Origin of the sequence: Agrobacterium sp. SORGH_AS 787 (genome assembly GCF_030819035.1) — a bacterium.
Taxonomy (GTDB): Bacteria; Pseudomonadota; Alphaproteobacteria; order Rhizobiales; family Rhizobiaceae; genus Agrobacterium; species Agrobacterium larrymoorei_B.
This window is the reverse complement of record NZ_JAUTBG010000002.1, coordinates 2013088-2028998: the sequence shown is the minus strand read 5'-3', so window position 1 is coordinate 2028998 and position 15911 is coordinate 2013088. Positions and strand designations below refer to the sequence as shown.

Sequence of the window (15911 nt, the reverse complement as noted above, 5' to 3'; positions counted from 1 at the left end):
GACGGCGGGATCTTCCCGCCGTTTTCATGTCAAGCGACACCTGCAGTGCCTATGACGTTCGACATCATGTGATCGACCCACCACTGTAAAGGTCACGTTTTTGCCGCAGATATCGACGATCTGGTTGTGGCGGACGATTGCGGTGGTAATCATTCCAGTGATATACACGGGCGCGTTCATATTTAGGATCGCTGCAGAGGGCTAAGTATCACCGTGAGGTGAGCACGTAAGCTTCGTGCCGCGAGAGTTTCAAAAGCAATGCTGTGGCACCGGTCCACTGGCTTGCCGAGAGGGAGAGACCAGGATGAACTTCGGAAAGAAGGCGATGCGCAGCGTCGCGTTTGCCTTTGCGATCTTCGCAGTTCCCATGATCGTTGCGCCGCAGGCGAATGTCGCTTTTGCCGACAGCGCGGTGAAGATCGTCGTCAACAAGACCCCGATTACCTCCGATGATATTGCACGCCGGGTGGCCTTCCTGAAGCTGCAGCGCCAGTCTGGCAATCTCAACGAGAAAGCCCGCGAGCAGTTGATCGAAGAGGCCTTGAAGCGCGAGGAAATCGCCCGCGTCAAGGCGTCGGTCAGCACTGCAGATGTGGATGCCGCTTTTGGCCGCTTTGCTGCCAGCAACAAATTGACGAAAGAACAGCTGACCAAGGTTCTGACGCAGGCTGGCGTGGGTGCAGACCATTTCAAATCCTTTATCGCCGTGCAGATGAGCTGGCCACGTCTGGTCAATGCGCGCTATGGCGGCAAGAACCGCATGTCGACACAGGACTTCATCACGCGTCTCAAGGAGCGTGGCCAGAAGCCGGTGACATCGGAATATTTCCTGCAGCAGATCATTTTCGTTGTACCGGAGTCGAAGAAGGCCACGCTCGGCAAGCGCAAGAGCGAAGCCGAGGCGTCTCGCAAACGCTATCCCGGCTGTGAGCAGGCAAAGACCTTTGCAGCGACGATGCTGGATGTTTCGATCAAGGACCTCGGCCGAATTCTTGAGCCGGAACTGCCCCCAGAGTGGAAAGATCTGGTTACCAAGACACCTGAAGGCGGCACCACCGGTACGCGCGTCACAGAAAAGGGTGTCGAATATCTCGCTGTCTGCAAGAAGCAGCAGGTCTCCGATGATTACGCAGCGGAAGTTGTGTTCCGCGCCGAAGATCTGAACAAGGCCGAGAAGGGTGAAAACCCGAACGAGAAGAAGTATCTGGACGAGCTTCGCAGCAAGGCGCAGATCACCCAGACCTGATGCGCAGTGCGGCACCGTATCACGGTGCCGCGATGGTCTTGATAACATAGCAGAACGCCGTTGATCGGAGGGTCTTCCCTTTCGAGACTGGCGCAACAGGTGAAAGCTCCGAACGCCGTGACGCCGCTTCAATTGCCACTCGCTTTGACACAGGGCGATCCAGCCGGGATCGGTCCCGATATCGCACTTGCGGCCTGGGCAAGGCGTGATGAGCTGGGCGTCCCACCATTTCTCTTCATCGGTGATCCAGACGTCCTGACGAGCCGTGCAAATATTCTCGGCATGGCGGTCAATGTCGTCACCTGCGAGGCTGAAGAGGCCCTCTCTGCCTTCGCCTCTGCGCTACCTGTCCTGCCCATCCCTGTCGGCTTCGAGGTACAGGCGGGCCAACCCCATGTGGGTGCTGCCCATTCCACCATTAAGGCCATTGAAACCGCTGTCTCGTTGACGGTGGCGAGGAAGGCAGCTGCCGTCGTCACCAATCCGATTGCAAAGTCCGTGCTCTACGAAGCAGGCTTCGGCTTTCCGGGCCATACGGAGTTTCTCGCGGACCTCGCGCTCAAGCACACAGGCCAGGCAGCGCGACCAGTGATGATGATCGCCGGGCCGAAGCTGCGTGTCGTGCCTGTGACGATCCACATTCCCATCAAGGATGTGGCATCTGCTCTAACCGAAGAGCTTATCATCGATACCTGCCGGATCGTTGCCAACGACCTGAAGAGCAAGTTCGGCATGGATGCGCCAAGACTGGCAGTCGCTGGGCTAAACCCCCATGCGGGCGAAGACGGCGCCATCGGTGCGGAAGATCGGGATATCATCCATCCAGCGACCATGCAGCTGCGAAAAGATGGTATTGATGCATTTGGGCCGTTGCCGGCCGACACCATGTTCCATGATGCCGCACGCCAGCGCTACGACGTTGCGATCTGCATGTATCACGACCAGGGCCTGATCCCGGCGAAGGCACTCGGCTTCGATGACTCGGTCAATGTGACGCTCGGCCTACCCTTCATCCGGACGTCGCCCGATCATGGCACCGCCTTCGGCATCGCCGGACAGGACATTGCCAACCCTTCGAGCCTTGTTGCGGCATTGAAGATGGCAGCCGACATCGCTGTCCGGCAGGTCTCCTGATGGCCGCAATCGATGGTCTTCCGCCACTGCGCGACGTCATCCAGCGCCATGGCCTGGATGCGAAGAAGTCGCTTGGTCAAAACTTCCTCTTCGACCTCAATCTGACGCAGAAGATTGCGCGTACCGCCGGTCCTCTGGATGGTGTTACGGTCTTCGAGGTCGGGCCTGGTCCAGGCGGTTTGACCCGCGCCATTCTCTCGCTCGGCGCAAAGAAGGTGATCGCCGTAGAGCGCGACAGCCGTTGCCTTCCTGCCCTTGCGGAAATTGCCGATCATTATCCCGGACGGCTTGAGGTGATCGAAGGCGACGCGCTGAAGACCGATTTCGAAGCGCTGGTTCCCAAGGGCGAGCCAGTACGCATCATCGCCAACCTCCCCTATAATGTCGGAACCCAGCTTCTGGTGAACTGGCTTCTGCCGAAGCAATGGCCGCCATTCTGGCTTTCCATGACACTGATGTTCCAGAAAGAAGTCGGCCAGCGGATCGTCGCCGAGGAAGGCGATAATCACTATGGTCGCCTTGGCGTGCTTGCCGGATGGCGCACGGTGCCGGAGATGGCTTTCGACGTGCCGCCGCAAGCTTTCAGCCCGCCACCGAAAGTCACCTCGACAGTCGTGCATCTCCTGCCAAAAGGAAAAGCCACTGCCCTGCGATGTGGACAAGCTTGAGAAGGTCACGGAAGCCGCCTTCGGCCAGCGCCGCAAGATGCTGCGCCAGAGCGTGAAGAGCATCGGCGGAGAAGCCCTGCTGGAGAAGGCCGGCATTGATCCGACGAGACGAGCGGAAACGCTTTCGGTCGAAGAATTCGTACGGTTAGCGAACAGCTTATAATTCTGGCTGCAGGCGTGACCAAGCCGACATTGATCTCGGACTGAGCCGATAGGGATACGATGAACGAGGCCGGTTTCGAATACAGGCTTGAGCGCCCATCAGGAGCAGCAGACTGCGTTGTGGTGCTTCTCCATGGGTCAGGACGGGATGAGCACGACCTTCTCGGCTTCGGCCGTGCCGTGTTCCCCAACGCCCTTCTTTATGCCCTGCGCGGCGCCATCCCATGGTAAAGTGGTTTTGCATTTTTCCGCAGGAAGCCCGATCGGCAACTCGACGTGGATGATCTGAAAGCGCAGGCTGCGCGGCTCTGCACGTTCATGGATTTTGTCACGCAGCAGACAGGCCAAACGCCATTCCTCGTCGGCTATTCAAACGGTGCGATCATGGCGGCTGAGATGATTTGTCAGGATTGCAGCCGGGCGCAGGGAGCGATCCTGTTGCGTCCGCTCTCACCCAGAAGAAATGAAGAGCTTCCAAGCCTATCCGGCTTTCCTGTCCTGCTGCTTGCTGCCAGCCATGACGAACGACGCGAGCCGAATGATGCGCAGGATCTGGCCGCCCAACTCGTTACCGCCGGCGCGGATGTTCGTCTCGAAGTGCTGGATGGGGGGCACGGCTGGGCAGAGGACGCGGCAGATGAAAAACTCTCGCGTCAGTGGCTGGCGACCAAAAAACCGGGCTGATTAAAGCTGCGGCTCTTCCTCCAACAATCCTCTGATGAAATCAAACATTCCGTGGCGACGGTCGCGGCGCACACGTTCAGCCTTGACGATAGCTTCGACGGCCGAAAATGCGGCCTGAAGGTCGTCATTGAGGATCACATAGTCATAGTCGCGCCAGTGCTCGATCTCAGCGCGGGAATTGGCAAGGCGTGTGCGAATAACCTCTTCGGTGTCTTCGGCGCGGCGATGCAGGCGCGACTGCAGTTCGGTCATCGTTGGCGGTAGAATGAAGATCGACACGACATCAGCCTTCATCTTGTCCTGAAGCTGCTCTGCGCCCTGCCAGTCGATATCGAACAGCATGTCGCGGCCCTCAGCCATGGCCTGCTCGACGGGCGCGCGCGGCGTTCCGTAGAAATTCCCGTGAACCTCCGCCCATTCCAACAACTGATCGCTGTCGCGCATCACCTCGAATTCACGCTTGGTGATGAAGTGGTAATGGATGCCCTCGATCTCGCTCTGCCGGCGCTGACGCGTCGTGACACTAACCGAGAGACTGATGTTCTTGTCCCGGTCCAGCAGGTTTCTGGCAATGGTCGACTTACCCGCACCGGATGGCGAGGACATGACCAGCATAAGCCCTCTGCGGGCAATATGAACGGGAGAGCTATTTGCTGCTACCATGGAGCCTACTCCAGATTTTGAACCTGTTCGCGGAATTGGTCGATCACGACTTTCAATTCTATACCAGCAGCGGTTACAGCACTGGCATTGGATTTGGAACAGATCGTATTCGACTCCCGGTTAAATTCCTGTGCAAGAAAATCGAGCTTGCGCCCGACAGGACCGCCGACAGCGAGAAGCTCGCGCGCGGCGGAGACATGCGAGGTCAACCGGTCAATCTCTTCCCGCAGATCCGCCTTGGTGGCGAGAAGCGCAGCCTCGGCATAGAGGCGCTCGCGATCGAGGCTTCCATTGCCATCACCGATCAAGGCGATCTGAGCTTCCAGCCGTGCCCGGATTTGCTCCGGCTGGCGAGAAGGATCTGCTTCGATGACAGATGTCAGTTGCTCGATACGATCGATATGGGTCGAAAGCAGCGTGTAGAGCGACGCGCCTTCCCTCTCGCGCATGGACTTCAACGAAGCGACGGCAAGGGAAAAGCCCTCGACGATATCGGTGTTGCGCGCGCTCTGCGCATCTTCCGTCTCTTCCGGCTCGCGAAACTCCACGAGACCACGCACGGACAGCAAGGTATCGAAGCTGAGCGGTGCGTCGCTTACCGCGTTGCCGAGTTCCTTCTTCAAGGCAAGCACTGCGTCCAAGGCATCGCGATTGACGACGGCCTCAAGCTTGGTTTCTGCGGCAGATACAGAGAGCCCGGCCTGAATATTCCCGCGCGACAGGCTTTTGGAGGCGATGTCACGCAACTCCGTCTCCAGTGCCTCCATGCCGGATGGCAGGCGCAGCCGCAGATCAAGCCCCTTGCCGTTGACGGAGCGCAGTTCCCAGGCCCAGCGATATCGACCGGAAGAGCCTTCGCTGCGTGCGAAGCCCGTCATGGATTGCAATGTCATTCGAATATCCCCCAGAAGCTCAACCGCGCTTATGCAACCGCAGCCAGCCTATCTATCAGTTCGCCGGTTTCTCCGCCTGGTTGCCACCCGGCTGACCGTCGACAACGGTTTCGGATGCGCCACCGGCAGCAGCTTTTTCGGCTTCGATCTTACGCCAGCGACGGACATTGGCGTTGTGCTCATCCAGCGTCTTGGCAAAGACGTGGCCACCGGTGCCATCGGCCACAAAGTAGAGATCGTCCGTCCGCCACGGATTGGCTGTCGCCTCGAGCGCCGCACGGCCCGGATTGGCGATCGGATGCGGTGGCAGGCCACGAATGATGTAGGTGTTGAAGGGCGTCTCTTTTTGCAGATCCGATTGATAGATCGGCCGGTCGGACGGCTTGCCCTCACCGCCGAACAGTCCGTAAATGATGGTCGGGTCGGATTGCAGACGCATGTTCTTTTTCATGCGGTTATAGAAAACCGATGCCACGTGACCGCGCTCATCATCCTTGCCGGTTTCCTTCTCAACGATGGAGGCGAGTGTGACGAACTCCTCGACCGTCTTCAGCGGCAGGTTCGGATCGCGGCGCTCCCAGAGCATTTCGACCAGCTTCGTCTGCGCCGCACGCATCTGCCGCACGATTTCCTCGCGCTTGGTGCCGCGGGTAAAGGGATAGGTATCCGGACGAAGGCTGCCTTCGGGGGGCACTTCGGTTGGAAGATCACCTTCAAGCACCGGGTCTGCTGCGAGGCGTGCGAACATCTGCTTGACGGTCAGGCCTTCCGGGAAGGCAACCGTGTAGAGGATCGACTTGCCCGATTCCAGCAAGGACAGAATATCCTTCATCGATGCATGGGCTTTGATCTCATATTCACCCGGCTTCGGTGTCTGGCCGGCGGACATGTAGCGATCCGCCATCAGGCGGAAGATGCGGCCGTTGGAAATGGCGTCGCTACGCTCCAGCGTGTTCGCGATCTCTGCCAGACCCGCGCCATTGCGCACGGTGATGGTCGTGTTGGTCGCAAGGGGGCCAGGCTCATGAAACGCGTGGATCATGTAGTAGAAGCCGGCGATACCCACCACCGTCACGGCGACGATCAGCGTCATGAGAAAATTCAGGAAGATCACTGTCTGGCTGTGGGCCTTGCGCGAGCGCTTCGGCGGCTCAGGCACTTTTTCAGGTCTCAGAGCCTCGGTCGGCGATTTTGGAATGATCGGTCCACCCTTGCTCTCATAGGAGCTGTCACGGTCGTAGGGGGGCTGATTGTTCTCTCTGTTATCGCTCACCGGCGGTCCTTTTCAGTTCGGCATTACAACGGCTTATTTGAGCAGGCAATGCGGCAAAAACAGGTTCGGCAGGCTATTCTGCACTCTCTACAAGTAAAGGGATCAAACACATCTTCGTTGACGAAGAGAGGTTCCTCCACCGTTCCAGTTCATCGAAAACCAATGCGCTGGCATCCCTAGTTTCGAACAACTGGCAGATCAGGCGATCCCGGCATCATACCGGGAAAGCCGAAAACGTTCTGATCGATTCTCGGAAGGGCGGCAAGTAGCCGCCCCTGCTGACAGGCTTAGCAGGTCAGTCCGATCTTCAGCCTTCGTAACGACGCAGCACGAGTGATGCGTTGGTGCCGCCGAAGCCGAAGGAGTTCGACAGCGCCACATTAACGTCGCGCTTGCGCGCCTTGTGCGGCACAAGATCGATCGCGGTCTCGACATCGGGATTGTCGAGATTGAGCGTCGGCGGGACGATGTTGTCGCGGATCGCGAGTGTCGCGAAAATCGCTTCGATTGCGCCCGCTGCGCCAAGAAGATGGCCTGTTGCCGATTTGGTGGAAGACATCGAAATCTTCGAGGCCGAGTCACCCACCAGCCGCTCGACCGCGCCAAGCTCGATCGTATCGGCCATGGTCGAGGTGCCGTGAGCGTTGATGTAGTCGATATCGGCAGGCGTGAGGCCAGCGCGCTTCAGCGCCATCGACATGCAGCGATACGCACCTTCGCCATCCTCGGAAGGAGCGGTGATGTGGAAAGCGTCACCCGACAAACCATAGCCGACGACTTCGGCATAGATCTTCGCGCCACGTGCCTTGGCATGTTCCAGTTCTTCGAGAACGACAATGCCGGCGCCCTCGCCCATGACAAAACCGTCACGGTCGCGGTCATAGGGGCGCGATGCCTTCTGCGGATCGTCATTATGCTGGGTAGACAACGCTTTGCAGGCGGCAAAGCCGGCGAGCGAAATGCGGCAGACGGGCGATTCGGCACCACCTGCAACCATCACATCGGCGTCGCCGAGCCCGATCAGACGGGCAGCATCGCCAATGGCATGCGCACCGGTGGAGCATGCCGTCACGACCGAATGGTTCGGACCGCGAAGCTTATGCCGGATGGACACCTGGCCGGAGACGAGGTTGATCAGACGCCCTGGAATGAAGAAAGGGGATACGCGGCGCGGTCCCTTGTCGCGTAGCGTATAGCCCGCCTCAACGATGCCTTCCAGGCCACCAATGCCGGAGCCGATCAGCACGCCAGTCATGATCTGGTCTTCGTCGGTTTCCGGGTGCCAGTTGGCGTCGTTCAACGCCATCTCGGCGGCCGCCATGCCGTAGATGATGAAGGGATCGACCTTGCGCTGCTCCTTCGGCTCCATCCAGTCATCGGCATTGAAGGTGCCATCGGTGCCGTCACCGACAGGAATGCGGCAGGCAATTTTCGCGGGCAGATCGTCGACTTCGAATTCCGTGACGAGACGGGCGCCATTCTGACCGGCCAGCAGCCGCTCCCAGGTCACTTCCGTTCCACAACCAAGGGGAGATACCATGCCGGTACCTGTGATAACGACACGTCTCAAAGTCAATTGTGCGCCCTCATAATCCAATCATAGGTGTGGTATATGTCATTTAGCGTGCGACACGCTTCACCCGGCCAAGAAGAGACCGCATGATAAAATATTGGCCCGGACAGGCCGGGCCACAGCGGGAAGGCTTTGCGGCCTTCCCTTGATCCATTCAAAGATTAGGCCTGAGCCTTTTCGATGAACTTGACAGCGTCGCCAACAGTCAGGATCGAGTCAGCTGCGTCGTCTGGAATTTCAACGCCGAATTCTTCTTCGAACGCCATAACCAGTTCAACGGTGTCGAGCGAGTCAGCGCCCAGGTCGTCGATGAAGCTTGCGCCTTCAACGACTTTGTCGGCGTCAACGCCAAGATGATCAACTACAATTTTCTTTACGCGTTCTGCGATATCGCTCATGTCGGTTTCCTCGACCTTTACTTTGAAAGGAATGCCCCTTCAGGCACCCTGCCCTGTTAAAACCCCCAAGCACCTTTCAAGGCAGGCACCGTGGGCAAACCCGTTCAACCCGGTCAAGCTAACATCGTCGCAAGAAATCGCAACGGCCGCCTGTCACTCCGGGACGACTGTTCACAGTCTTCGCCCGCTTAACATGCTTTCCTGCGGGAAAAAAGCCTTAAAATAACGCTAACACACGCGCTCTACAGGCAATTTTCTAGCCGACACATGCCAGAGGTCGAAGTGTGCAAGCGCCACCACAGCAAGATGCAAAGCGCTTTCACCTGTTTTATCTTCCAATCACGCCTGACGAAAATCACAGTGGATTTTCAGGCATGATAGATCAGATCATTGCCATGCCGCCGTTGACGTGCAGCGTCTGGCCGGTCACGTAACCGGCTTCGTTGGAAGCAAGGTAGAGCACGGCAGAAGCGATTTCAGCGCCTGTTCCCATGCGCTTCATCGGGATAGCTCCCATGATGCCTTCCTTCTGCTTGTCGTTCAGCTTGCCGGTCATGGCGCTTTCGATGAAGCCAGGTGCAACGCAGTTCACGGTCACGTTGCGAACTGCAATTTCCTGAGCAAGCGACTTGGAAAAGCCGATCATGCCAGCCTTCGAGGCGCAGTAATTCGTCTGGCCAGCATTGCCGGTGACACCGACGATGGAGGTGATATTGATGATGCGGCCGAAACGGCGGCGCATCATCGGGTGTGTCAGCTCGCGTGTCAGGCGGAACATGGATGTCAAATTGACCTCCAGAACATTGTCCCAGTCCTCGTCACTCATACGAACGAAGAGGCCGTCCTTGGTGATGCCTGCGTTGTTGACGAGAATGTCAACGCCTTCAAGCTCGGCTTCCGCCTTCTCGCCAAGTGCCTTGACCTCTGCGCGATCAGCCAGGTTGGCCGGGAAAATCTTGACGCGCTCGCCAAGCTCGGAGGCCAGCGCCTCCAGCTTTTCCACGCGGGTGCCGTGAAGGCCCACGGTGGCGCCCTGGGCATGAAGCGTACGGGCGATTTCTTCGCCGATACCGCCGGTCGCGCCGGTAATGAGAGCCTTGCGGCCAGTCAGATCAAACATGCTGTTAGTCCTTTATTGTATCTTTTGAACTCAGCCGAGAAGCGTCTGAAGCGCGGCTTCGATATCCGCAGGGGAATTAACGGCAACGCCGTTGACAGTCTTGTCGATGCGGCGGGCGAGGCCCGTTAGAACCTTGCCGGAGCCGATCTCGTAAAGCGTGGTCACGTCATTTGCGGCAAACCACTCGACCGTTTCGCGCCAGCGAACCTGGCCCGTCACCTGCTCAACCAACAAAGAGGCGATCTCATCGGCATCCGATACGGGTGCTGCGCGCACATTGGCGACAACCGGAACGACCGGATTGTTCTTCTTGACCGAAGCCAACGCCTCGCGCATCGCCTCCGCGGCAGGCGCCATCAGCGCCGAATGGAAGGGTGCGGAGACCGGCAGCATGATGGCGCGCTTGGCGCCCTTTTCCGAAGCAAGCGCTGCCGCCTTTTCGACGGGTGCCTTCGCACCGGAAATCACCAACTGACCGCCACCATTATCATTGGCGATCTGGCAAACACCACCGGTCGCGGCTTCTGCGCAAATGGCCTCCACATCGCCATGCTCAAGGCCGATAATCGCCGCCATGGCGCCCTCGCCTACGGGGACCGCAGCCTGCATCGCATTGCCGCGGATGCGCAAAAGACGAGCCGTATCGGCCAGTGAGAAGGCACCCCCTGCACAAAGCGCCGAATATTCGCCAAGCGAATGGCCGGCAACATAGGACACTTTTTCAGCGAGCTTCAGACCACGCGCTTCCAGGACGCGCATCACGGCAACGGACACCGCCATCAGTGCCGGCTGCGCATTGGAGGTCAGCGTCAGCGTCTCTTCCGGACCATTCCACATGATGTCGGACAGTTTCTGTCCCAATGCTTCATCGACTTCCTCGAAAACGGCGCGGGCTTCTGCAAAATTCTCTGCCAGATCCTTGCCCATGCCGACAGCCTGGCTGCCCTGGCCGGGAAATGTGAATGCGATAGCCATGGAATGCGGTCCTTCTTTTTTGGCCTGTTCTTGGGCCTTCACTTCCATTGTTGGGGCTCTCCATTCACATTCCGACCCGCAAAGTCAAGGCTTTGCGCCGCTGACGACGCCTTTGCTATCCGTTTCGCCAGCCTCTTCCACAGAGATTGAGATAGAATGTTTTTTCTTGCGCTGCGGCAATTCCGCATTACTTTCTGCCCACCTTCCAAGCAAAACGAGACATTTCCATGAAACAGAACACGTTGGGACGCACGGGCATTTCCGTGTCGGAAATCTGCCTTGGCACGATGACATGGGGTACGCAGAACACTGAGGCCGAAGCCCATGAGCAGATGGACTACGCGCTCGAACAGGGCGTGAACTTCTTCGATACCGCCGAGCTTTACCCGACCACGCCAGTCTCTGCAGAAACGCAAGGGCGCACGGAAGACTATATCGGAACGTGGTTTGAGAAGAGCGGCAAGCGCAGCGAGGTGGTTCTGGCCACCAAGGTCGCAGGTTCCGGGCGCGATTACATTCGAGGCGGTCGCGATATCGATGCGGCAGCCATTCGCGAAGCCGTCGACACCAGCCTGAAGCGCCTGAAGACCGACTATATCGACCTGTACCAGATCCACTGGCCGAACCGAGGCACTTATCATTTCCGTGGCGCCTGGAGCTTCGATGCTTCCAAACAAAACAAAGCAAAAACCCTCGAAGAGTTCAACGAGAAGCTCGAGACGCTGAGCGAGCTGGTGAAAGCTGGCAAGATCCGCGCCATCGGCCTCTCAAATGAAAGCGCCTGGGGTACGCAGAAATATATCGATATTGCCGAGGCCAAGGGCCTTCCGCGCGTCGCCTCCATTCAGAACGAGTATAATCTTCTCTATCGCAGCTTCGACCTCGATCTTGCGGAAGTGGCTCATCATGAAGATGTCGGCCTGCTTGCCTATTCTCCGCTGGCAGGTGGCATCCTCACCGGCAAGTACCAGAACGGTGCGCGCCCGGAAGGATCGCGCGGCTCGATCAATCACGATATTGGCGGACGCCTTCAGCCTCTCCAGGAAGCACCAGTGAAGGCCTATCTGGAACTGGCCTATGAGGCTGGGATCGATCCGGCGCAGCTCGCCATTGCGTTTTGCCTCACCCGTCCTTTCATGGCGTCCGTCATCATCGGCGCAACCACGATGGAGCAGTTGAAGACGGACATTGCCGCAGCCGATGTCACACTCTCCGACGATGTACTGAAGGGCATCGCCGATATCCATCGCCAGTATCCGATGCCGATCTGATCAAAGCTGGCCGCACAGGCTTTTTCGGGCAGCGCGCTTGCATTCCGGACAAAAATCCGTATAAGCGCGCTGTTCACAACACCCGGTCTTATGGCTGGTGGCTGAACGGAGGGCTGGTTTCGATTTCGAAACAGCAGGAACCATAAGGTTTTTCCGGCCTCCCGTGTCTCCGCTCTCGACCGTCTCGAACAACGCTTTTCTTGCCTCCGGTTTTCCGATCAAGAGCAGTCGTTGAGGCTTAGCGCCGTTGCCGGGTGATGAATGAAACGCAAGAAAGGCAAAGCTTAAATGGCTCTTTACGAACACATCTTCCTTGCCCGGCAGGATATCACTGCCCAGCAGGTCGACGCACTTGTCGAACAGTACAAGGGCGTTATCGAATCGTTTGGCGGTAAAGTCGGACGCATCGAGAACTGGGGTCTGAAGTCCCTCACCTACCGCATCAAGAAGAACCGTAAGGCTCACTACGCTCTGATGGACATCGACGCTCCGGCGGCGGCTATCCACGAAATCGAGCGTCAGATGCGCATCAACGAAGACGTTCTTCGTTACATGACCATCGCTGTGGAAGCTCACGAAGAAGGCCCGTCTGCCATGTTGCAGAAGCGCGACCGTGACGACCGCCCACGCCGCGACGGCGACCGTCCTGACCGTGGCGACCGCGGTCCCCGTGATGGCGCACCGCGCGAAGACCGTCCGCGCCGTCCGCGCGAAGACCGTGCATAAGGAGAAACAATAATGGCTGACGCATCCTCTTCCCAGGCACGCCGCCCGTTCCACCGCCGTCGCAAGACGTGCCCCTTCTCCGGCGCTAACGCTCCGAAGATCGACTACAAGGACGTTCGTCTCCTGCAGCGCTACATTTCCGAGCGCGGCAAGATCGTTCCTTCGCGCATCACCGCCGTTTCCCAGAAGAAGCAGCGCGAACTCGCTCAGGCGATCAAGCGTGCACGCTTCCTCGGCCTGCTGCCTTACGTCGTAGCGTAATTTACGCTTCGAGGTCGCGTTTTGGCGCGACCTCGTTCTTCCTCTTGGAGCAACTGACTCTTAATCAGCGTTTTCGAGAGTTCCAAACTCCTTCCGCGTTGGGCGCGGATCGACTGATACCAAACCCCATGTTGGGGACGACGTTCGGATGAACGGTCCTCTAACTGCTAAGACAAGCAGGACAGCGACGTTGAGACAATTGAACCAGACAGTGCTGATCACCGGCATTCTTGCCGGCATATGCGCCGCGTTTCTGACGCTTGGCGCAACGGCACAGTCGTCGATGTCTTTCCTGCTTTATGCCGCTTCCGCCATGCCGGTTCTCGTTGCCGGTCTCGGCTGGGGCAATGCCGCGGCCATCGTTGCCGTTCTCTCCGCAGGCTTCCTTGGCGCACTTGCGGTCTCCCCGCTTTTTGCCGTGACGATCGCGATCTTTACGCTGATCCCGGCTGGCTGGCTCTCTCATCTCGCAAACCTTGCGCGGCCTGCGGCTGAAATCGGCGGCCCCGAAGACCTGATGGCCTGGTATCCGCTTTCCGGCATCATCTTGCATCTGTGTGCGCTGATCACCGTCTCGGTCATCATTCTCGGCACGATGATCGGCTATGGTCCGGAACTTGTTTCGCAGATGGTCGATCTGATGATGGCGTCGGTGCAGGCAAGCGAATCGACCTTCAAGCCAGACCCCGCAGCACTTGCGCAAACCAAGTCGCTTCTTGTTCTGATGCTGCCGATGATCCAGGGCGGGCTCTGGGTCATGCTCTTGTTCGCGGCCTACTATTTCGCAAGCCGCATGGTGCGATCCTTCGGCAAGGGCCTGCGCCCACGCGAAGATATCGCAGCAGCACTTCGCATGCATCGCAACGCGATCTTCATTTTTCTTGCGGGCATCGTCCTGACCTTTTTTGGCGGTGTTCCCGCCATGGTCGGTGCGGTCCTTTGCGGCACATTCGGCGCGGGATTCATCATGGCGGGTTACGCCTCGCTGCATCACCGTTCCAAGGGAAAGGACTGGCGCTTGCCGGTTCTCGTCCTCGCATACCTTTCAGCGGTCTTCATGTTTCCGCTGTTCTTCATCCTCCTCTTAGGCCTCAGCGACGTGCGCAGCACGATCTCTCTGACGCCTGCGCGGAACTCCGATCAATCGAACGAAACCAACTCTAAATAAGAAAGGATCAAGAAGATGGAAGTCATTCTTCTCGAGCGTATCGCAAAGCTTGGCCAGATGGGCGAAACCGTAAAGGTTCGCGACGGCTATGCGCGTAACTTCCTGCTGCCGCAGGGCAAGGCGCTGCGCGCCAACTCTGCCAACAAGGCACGTTTCGAAAACGAGCGCGCAACGCTCGAAGCCCGTAACCTCGAGCGCAAGTCCGAAGCCCAGAAGGTTGCCGACGCACTCGAAGGCAAGAGCTTCATCGTCGTTCGTTCCGCTGGCGAAACCGGCCAGCTCTACGGTTCTGTTGCTGCTCGCGACGTCGTCGAGATCCTCGGTGCTGAAGGCTTCAACGTTGGTCGTAACCAGGTTGAACTCAACACCCCGATCAAGACCATCGGTCTCCACAACGTCACGCTTCACCTGCACTCGGAAGTCGAGCTTCAGGTTGAGCTGAACGTTGCCCGTTCGGCTGAAGAAGCTGAGCGTCAGGCAAAGGGTGAAAACCTCACCTCCGCTGACGCCATCTACGGCGTTGACGAAGATGCCCTGCGTCCGGAAGACTTCTTCGACCCGGAAGCTGACCGCGACGGCGACGACGACTAATCTCTTCGGGCCTTTGGCTCAAAGACAAAACCCCGGATGGCGACATCCGGGGTTTTTGTTTGGGCGTTGCGAAAACTATTCGCCGATGGCTTTCGCCGCTGTCGTCACTCTGGTCGGCATGCGTGACGGCAACGTCATAGCGATGACGCCAGCCAGAATACACACAAGCCCGATCATCGTGCTTGCATGCAATTGCTCACCCAAAAACACCACGCCGATAGCCACACCGACAGGCACGCGCACATAGGCCTGCGCCGTTGTTCCTAGAGATCCCAACGTGCGGACGAGGCGGAAATAGATGGTGAAGGCGAGCGCGGTGGAGAATATCGAGAGCCCGATCAGGGCCGAAATCGAACGCGTTGAGGGTGCAAGCTCCCAAGGGCGGTCTACAACCATACTGACAGGGATGAGAATGATGGCCCCGCAAATCAGCGAGGCAGCAGCAGGGATCATCGAATCAATGCCTTTGAAATTTTTCCCGAAGATTGCCGCACCCGCATAGAAGGCGGTGGCGAGAACAACGGCCATTTGCGCCAGCACCACATCGCCGAGACCATTCAGCGCCTGAACGCCAATCATCACCACGGTTCCGACAAGGCCGAGCGTCACGCCGAACAGCTTGCGGCCATTCACCACCTCATGGCGGGTGATGATCGCTGTCAGCAGAAAGGTGAAGACCGGCGTCAGCGAGTTGAGAATGACGGCAAGCCCGGCATCGATGTAATGCTCCGCCCAGGCGATCAGCGTGAAGGGAAGGACGCTGTTCAGCACCGCCTGGATGGCAAACATCTTCCAAAGTGCTGGATCCTTTGGGAGCCTCAAGCCCCGCCAGAGGATGATAAGCGTCAGGATGCTGCCGGCAATGGCCGTTCGCGCTGCAATCAGCGTCAGCGGCGGAATCGTCTCGATGCCGATCTTGATGAAAGTGTAGGAACCGCCCCACAGGCACCCCAGCAACACGAGCAGGGCAAGTTCGGGCAGCAGTTTTTTATCGGCCATTCTGTCAGTCTCTCTGTCAAAGCGATCCTTCTTTATAGCGTTGCGCTGCAATGGAAAGCTTCGGTACCGGCCGAACAATGCGCCGCTGACGCGCGTATGCTCAGAT

General features: G+C 58.2%; 17 protein-coding genes and 1 pseudogene. 9 read left to right on the top strand and 9 right to left on the bottom strand.

The window, feature by feature from the left end; translation table 11 throughout:
* Window positions 1-304 precede the first annotated feature (304 nt).
* The 3 genes and pseudogenes from QE435_RS19055 to rsmA all read left to right on the top strand — a co-directional run bounded on the left by QE435_RS19055 (window position 305) and on the right by rsmA (window position 3211).
* Entirely contained in the window at window positions 305-1246 is a 942-nt protein-coding gene (locus QE435_RS19055) for a peptidylprolyl isomerase (RefSeq protein ID WP_309770835.1), read from the top strand.
* Between the two features lie 117 nt (window positions 1247-1363).
* Window positions 1364-2380: a 4-hydroxythreonine-4-phosphate dehydrogenase PdxA gene (gene pdxA, locus QE435_RS19050; protein ID WP_349042909.1), complete on the top strand. Its 1017-nt coding sequence runs from the start codon at window positions 1364-1366 to the stop codon at window positions 2378-2380.
* Window positions 2380-3211, top strand: a pseudogene (gene rsmA / locus QE435_RS19045) (16S rRNA (adenine(1518)-N(6)/adenine(1519)-N(6))-dimethyltransferase RsmA). The gene pdxA and the pseudogene rsmA overlap by 1 nt, the downstream one beginning before the upstream one ends.
* A gap of 137 nt (window positions 3212-3348) precedes the next feature.
* Here the strand turns inward: rsmA and QE435_RS19040 are convergent.
* Window positions 3349-3558: a hypothetical protein gene (locus tag QE435_RS19040; protein ID WP_349042332.1), complete on the bottom strand. Its 210-nt coding sequence runs from the start codon at window positions 3556-3558 to the stop codon at window positions 3349-3351.
* Window positions 3559-3594: 36 nt separating this feature from the next.
* Here QE435_RS19040 and QE435_RS19035 point away from each other — a divergent pair, with 36 nt between their 5' ends.
* Complete coding sequence (locus QE435_RS19035; protein ID WP_349042331.1) at window positions 3595-3894, top strand: hypothetical protein; 300 nt, start codon at window positions 3595-3597, stop codon at window positions 3892-3894.
* Here the strand turns inward: QE435_RS19035 and gmk are convergent, their stop codons facing one another.
* The 7 genes from gmk to fabD all read right to left on the bottom strand — a co-directional run bounded on the left by gmk (window position 3895) and on the right by fabD (window position 10789).
* The gene (gmk, locus tag QE435_RS19030; RefSeq protein ID WP_349042330.1) at window positions 3895-4557 is read right to left on the bottom strand and encodes a guanylate kinase; all 663 of its coding nucleotides are present in this window, start codon (window positions 4555-4557) and stop codon (window positions 3895-3897) included.
* A gap of 5 nt (window positions 4558-4562) precedes the next feature.
* Window positions 4563-5450: a YicC/YloC family endoribonuclease gene (locus QE435_RS19025; RefSeq protein WP_349042329.1), complete on the bottom strand. Its 888-nt coding sequence runs from the start codon at window positions 5448-5450 to the stop codon at window positions 4563-4565.
* Between the two features lie 55 nt (window positions 5451-5505).
* Window positions 5506-6723 (bottom strand): endolytic transglycosylase MltG, encoded by a 1218-nt coding sequence (gene mltG, locus QE435_RS19020; RefSeq protein ID WP_306932042.1) that lies wholly within the window; start codon window positions 6721-6723, stop codon window positions 5506-5508.
* Window positions 6724-7030: 307 nt separating this feature from the next.
* The gene (gene fabF / locus QE435_RS19015; RefSeq protein WP_306934804.1) at window positions 7031-8293 is read right to left on the bottom strand and encodes a beta-ketoacyl-ACP synthase II; all 1263 of its coding nucleotides are present in this window, start codon (window positions 8291-8293) and stop codon (window positions 7031-7033) included.
* A 164-nt stretch (window positions 8294-8457) separates the two neighbouring features.
* On the bottom strand, window positions 8458-8694 hold the full coding sequence (locus tag QE435_RS19010) for an acyl carrier protein (RefSeq protein WP_027675866.1): 237 nt from the start codon (window positions 8692-8694) through the stop codon (window positions 8458-8460).
* Window positions 8695-9076: 382 nt separating this feature from the next.
* Window positions 9077-9814, bottom strand: coding sequence for a 3-oxoacyl-[acyl-carrier-protein] reductase (gene fabG / locus QE435_RS19005; protein ID WP_349042328.1), 738 nt, complete (start codon window positions 9812-9814; stop codon window positions 9077-9079).
* 30 nt (window positions 9815-9844) lie between these two features.
* Window positions 9845-10789, bottom strand: coding sequence for an ACP S-malonyltransferase (fabD, locus tag QE435_RS19000; RefSeq protein WP_349042327.1), 945 nt, complete (start codon window positions 10787-10789; stop codon window positions 9845-9847).
* A 227-nt stretch (window positions 10790-11016) separates the two neighbouring features.
* On the opposite strand from fabD, the gene QE435_RS18995 reads away from it, so the two are divergent.
* The 5 genes from QE435_RS18995 to rplI all read left to right on the top strand — a co-directional run bounded on the left by QE435_RS18995 (window position 11017) and on the right by rplI (window position 14806).
* Window positions 11017-12060: an aldo/keto reductase gene (locus QE435_RS18995; RefSeq protein ID WP_306932034.1), complete on the top strand. Its 1044-nt coding sequence runs from the start codon at window positions 11017-11019 to the stop codon at window positions 12058-12060.
* A 288-nt stretch (window positions 12061-12348) separates the two neighbouring features.
* Entirely contained in the window at window positions 12349-12786 is a 438-nt protein-coding gene (gene rpsF / locus QE435_RS18990) for a 30S ribosomal protein S6 (protein WP_062425625.1), read from the top strand.
* Window positions 12787-12798: 12 nt separating this feature from the next.
* A complete protein-coding gene (rpsR, locus tag QE435_RS18985; protein ID WP_003502063.1) occupies window positions 12799-13047 on the top strand; it encodes a 30S ribosomal protein S18 in 249 nt (82 codons plus the stop codon).
* Window positions 13048-13237: 190 nt separating this feature from the next.
* Window positions 13238-14215 (top strand): DUF2232 domain-containing protein, encoded by a 978-nt coding sequence (locus QE435_RS18980; RefSeq protein ID WP_349042326.1) that lies wholly within the window; start codon window positions 13238-13240, stop codon window positions 14213-14215.
* A gap of 15 nt (window positions 14216-14230) precedes the next feature.
* Window positions 14231-14806 carry a 50S ribosomal protein L9 gene (rplI, locus tag QE435_RS18975; RefSeq protein ID WP_306932004.1) on the top strand — a complete coding sequence of 192 codons (576 nt, stop codon included), beginning with the start codon at window positions 14231-14233 and terminating at the stop codon, window positions 14804-14806.
* Window positions 14807-14881: 75 nt separating this feature from the next.
* Here rplI and QE435_RS18970 read toward each other — a convergent pair whose 3' ends face one another.
* The gene (locus tag QE435_RS18970; protein ID WP_349042325.1) at window positions 14882-15805 is read right to left on the bottom strand and encodes an EamA family transporter; all 924 of its coding nucleotides are present in this window, start codon (window positions 15803-15805) and stop codon (window positions 14882-14884) included.
* Between the last annotated feature and the right edge of the window lie 106 nt (window positions 15806-15911).

Coding starts and splice junctions, on each gene's coding strand:
- QE435_RS18995 (WP_306932034.1), top strand. CDS start 11,017: ATGAAACAGAACACGTTGGGACGCACGGGCATTTCCGTGTCGGAAATC.
- QE435_RS18970 (WP_349042325.1), bottom strand. CDS start 15,805: ATGGCCGATAAAAAACTGCTGCCCGAACTTGCCCTGCTCGTGTTGCTG.
- QE435_RS19010 (WP_027675866.1), bottom strand. CDS start 8,694: ATGAGCGATATCGCAGAACGCGTAAAGAAAATTGTAGTTGATCATCTT.
- rpsR (WP_003502063.1), top strand. CDS start 12,799: ATGGCTGACGCATCCTCTTCCCAGGCACGCCGCCCGTTCCACCGCCGT.
- rplI (WP_306932004.1), top strand. CDS start 14,231: ATGGAAGTCATTCTTCTCGAGCGTATCGCAAAGCTTGGCCAGATGGGC.
- QE435_RS19055 (WP_309770835.1), top strand. CDS start 305: ATGAACTTCGGAAAGAAGGCGATGCGCAGCGTCGCGTTTGCCTTTGCG.
- fabG (WP_349042328.1), bottom strand. CDS start 9,814: ATGTTTGATCTGACTGGCCGCAAGGCTCTCATTACCGGCGCGACCGGC.
- fabD (WP_349042327.1), bottom strand. CDS start 10,789: ATGGCTATCGCATTCACATTTCCCGGCCAGGGCAGCCAGGCTGTCGGC.
- QE435_RS19035 (WP_349042331.1), top strand. CDS start 3,595: ATGGCGGCTGAGATGATTTGTCAGGATTGCAGCCGGGCGCAGGGAGCG.
- rpsF (WP_062425625.1), top strand. CDS start 12,349: ATGGCTCTTTACGAACACATCTTCCTTGCCCGGCAGGATATCACTGCC.
- QE435_RS19025 (WP_349042329.1), bottom strand. CDS start 5,450: ATGACATTGCAATCCATGACGGGCTTCGCACGCAGCGAAGGCTCTTCC.
- gmk (WP_349042330.1), bottom strand. CDS start 4,557: ATGGTAGCAGCAAATAGCTCTCCCGTTCATATTGCCCGCAGAGGGCTT.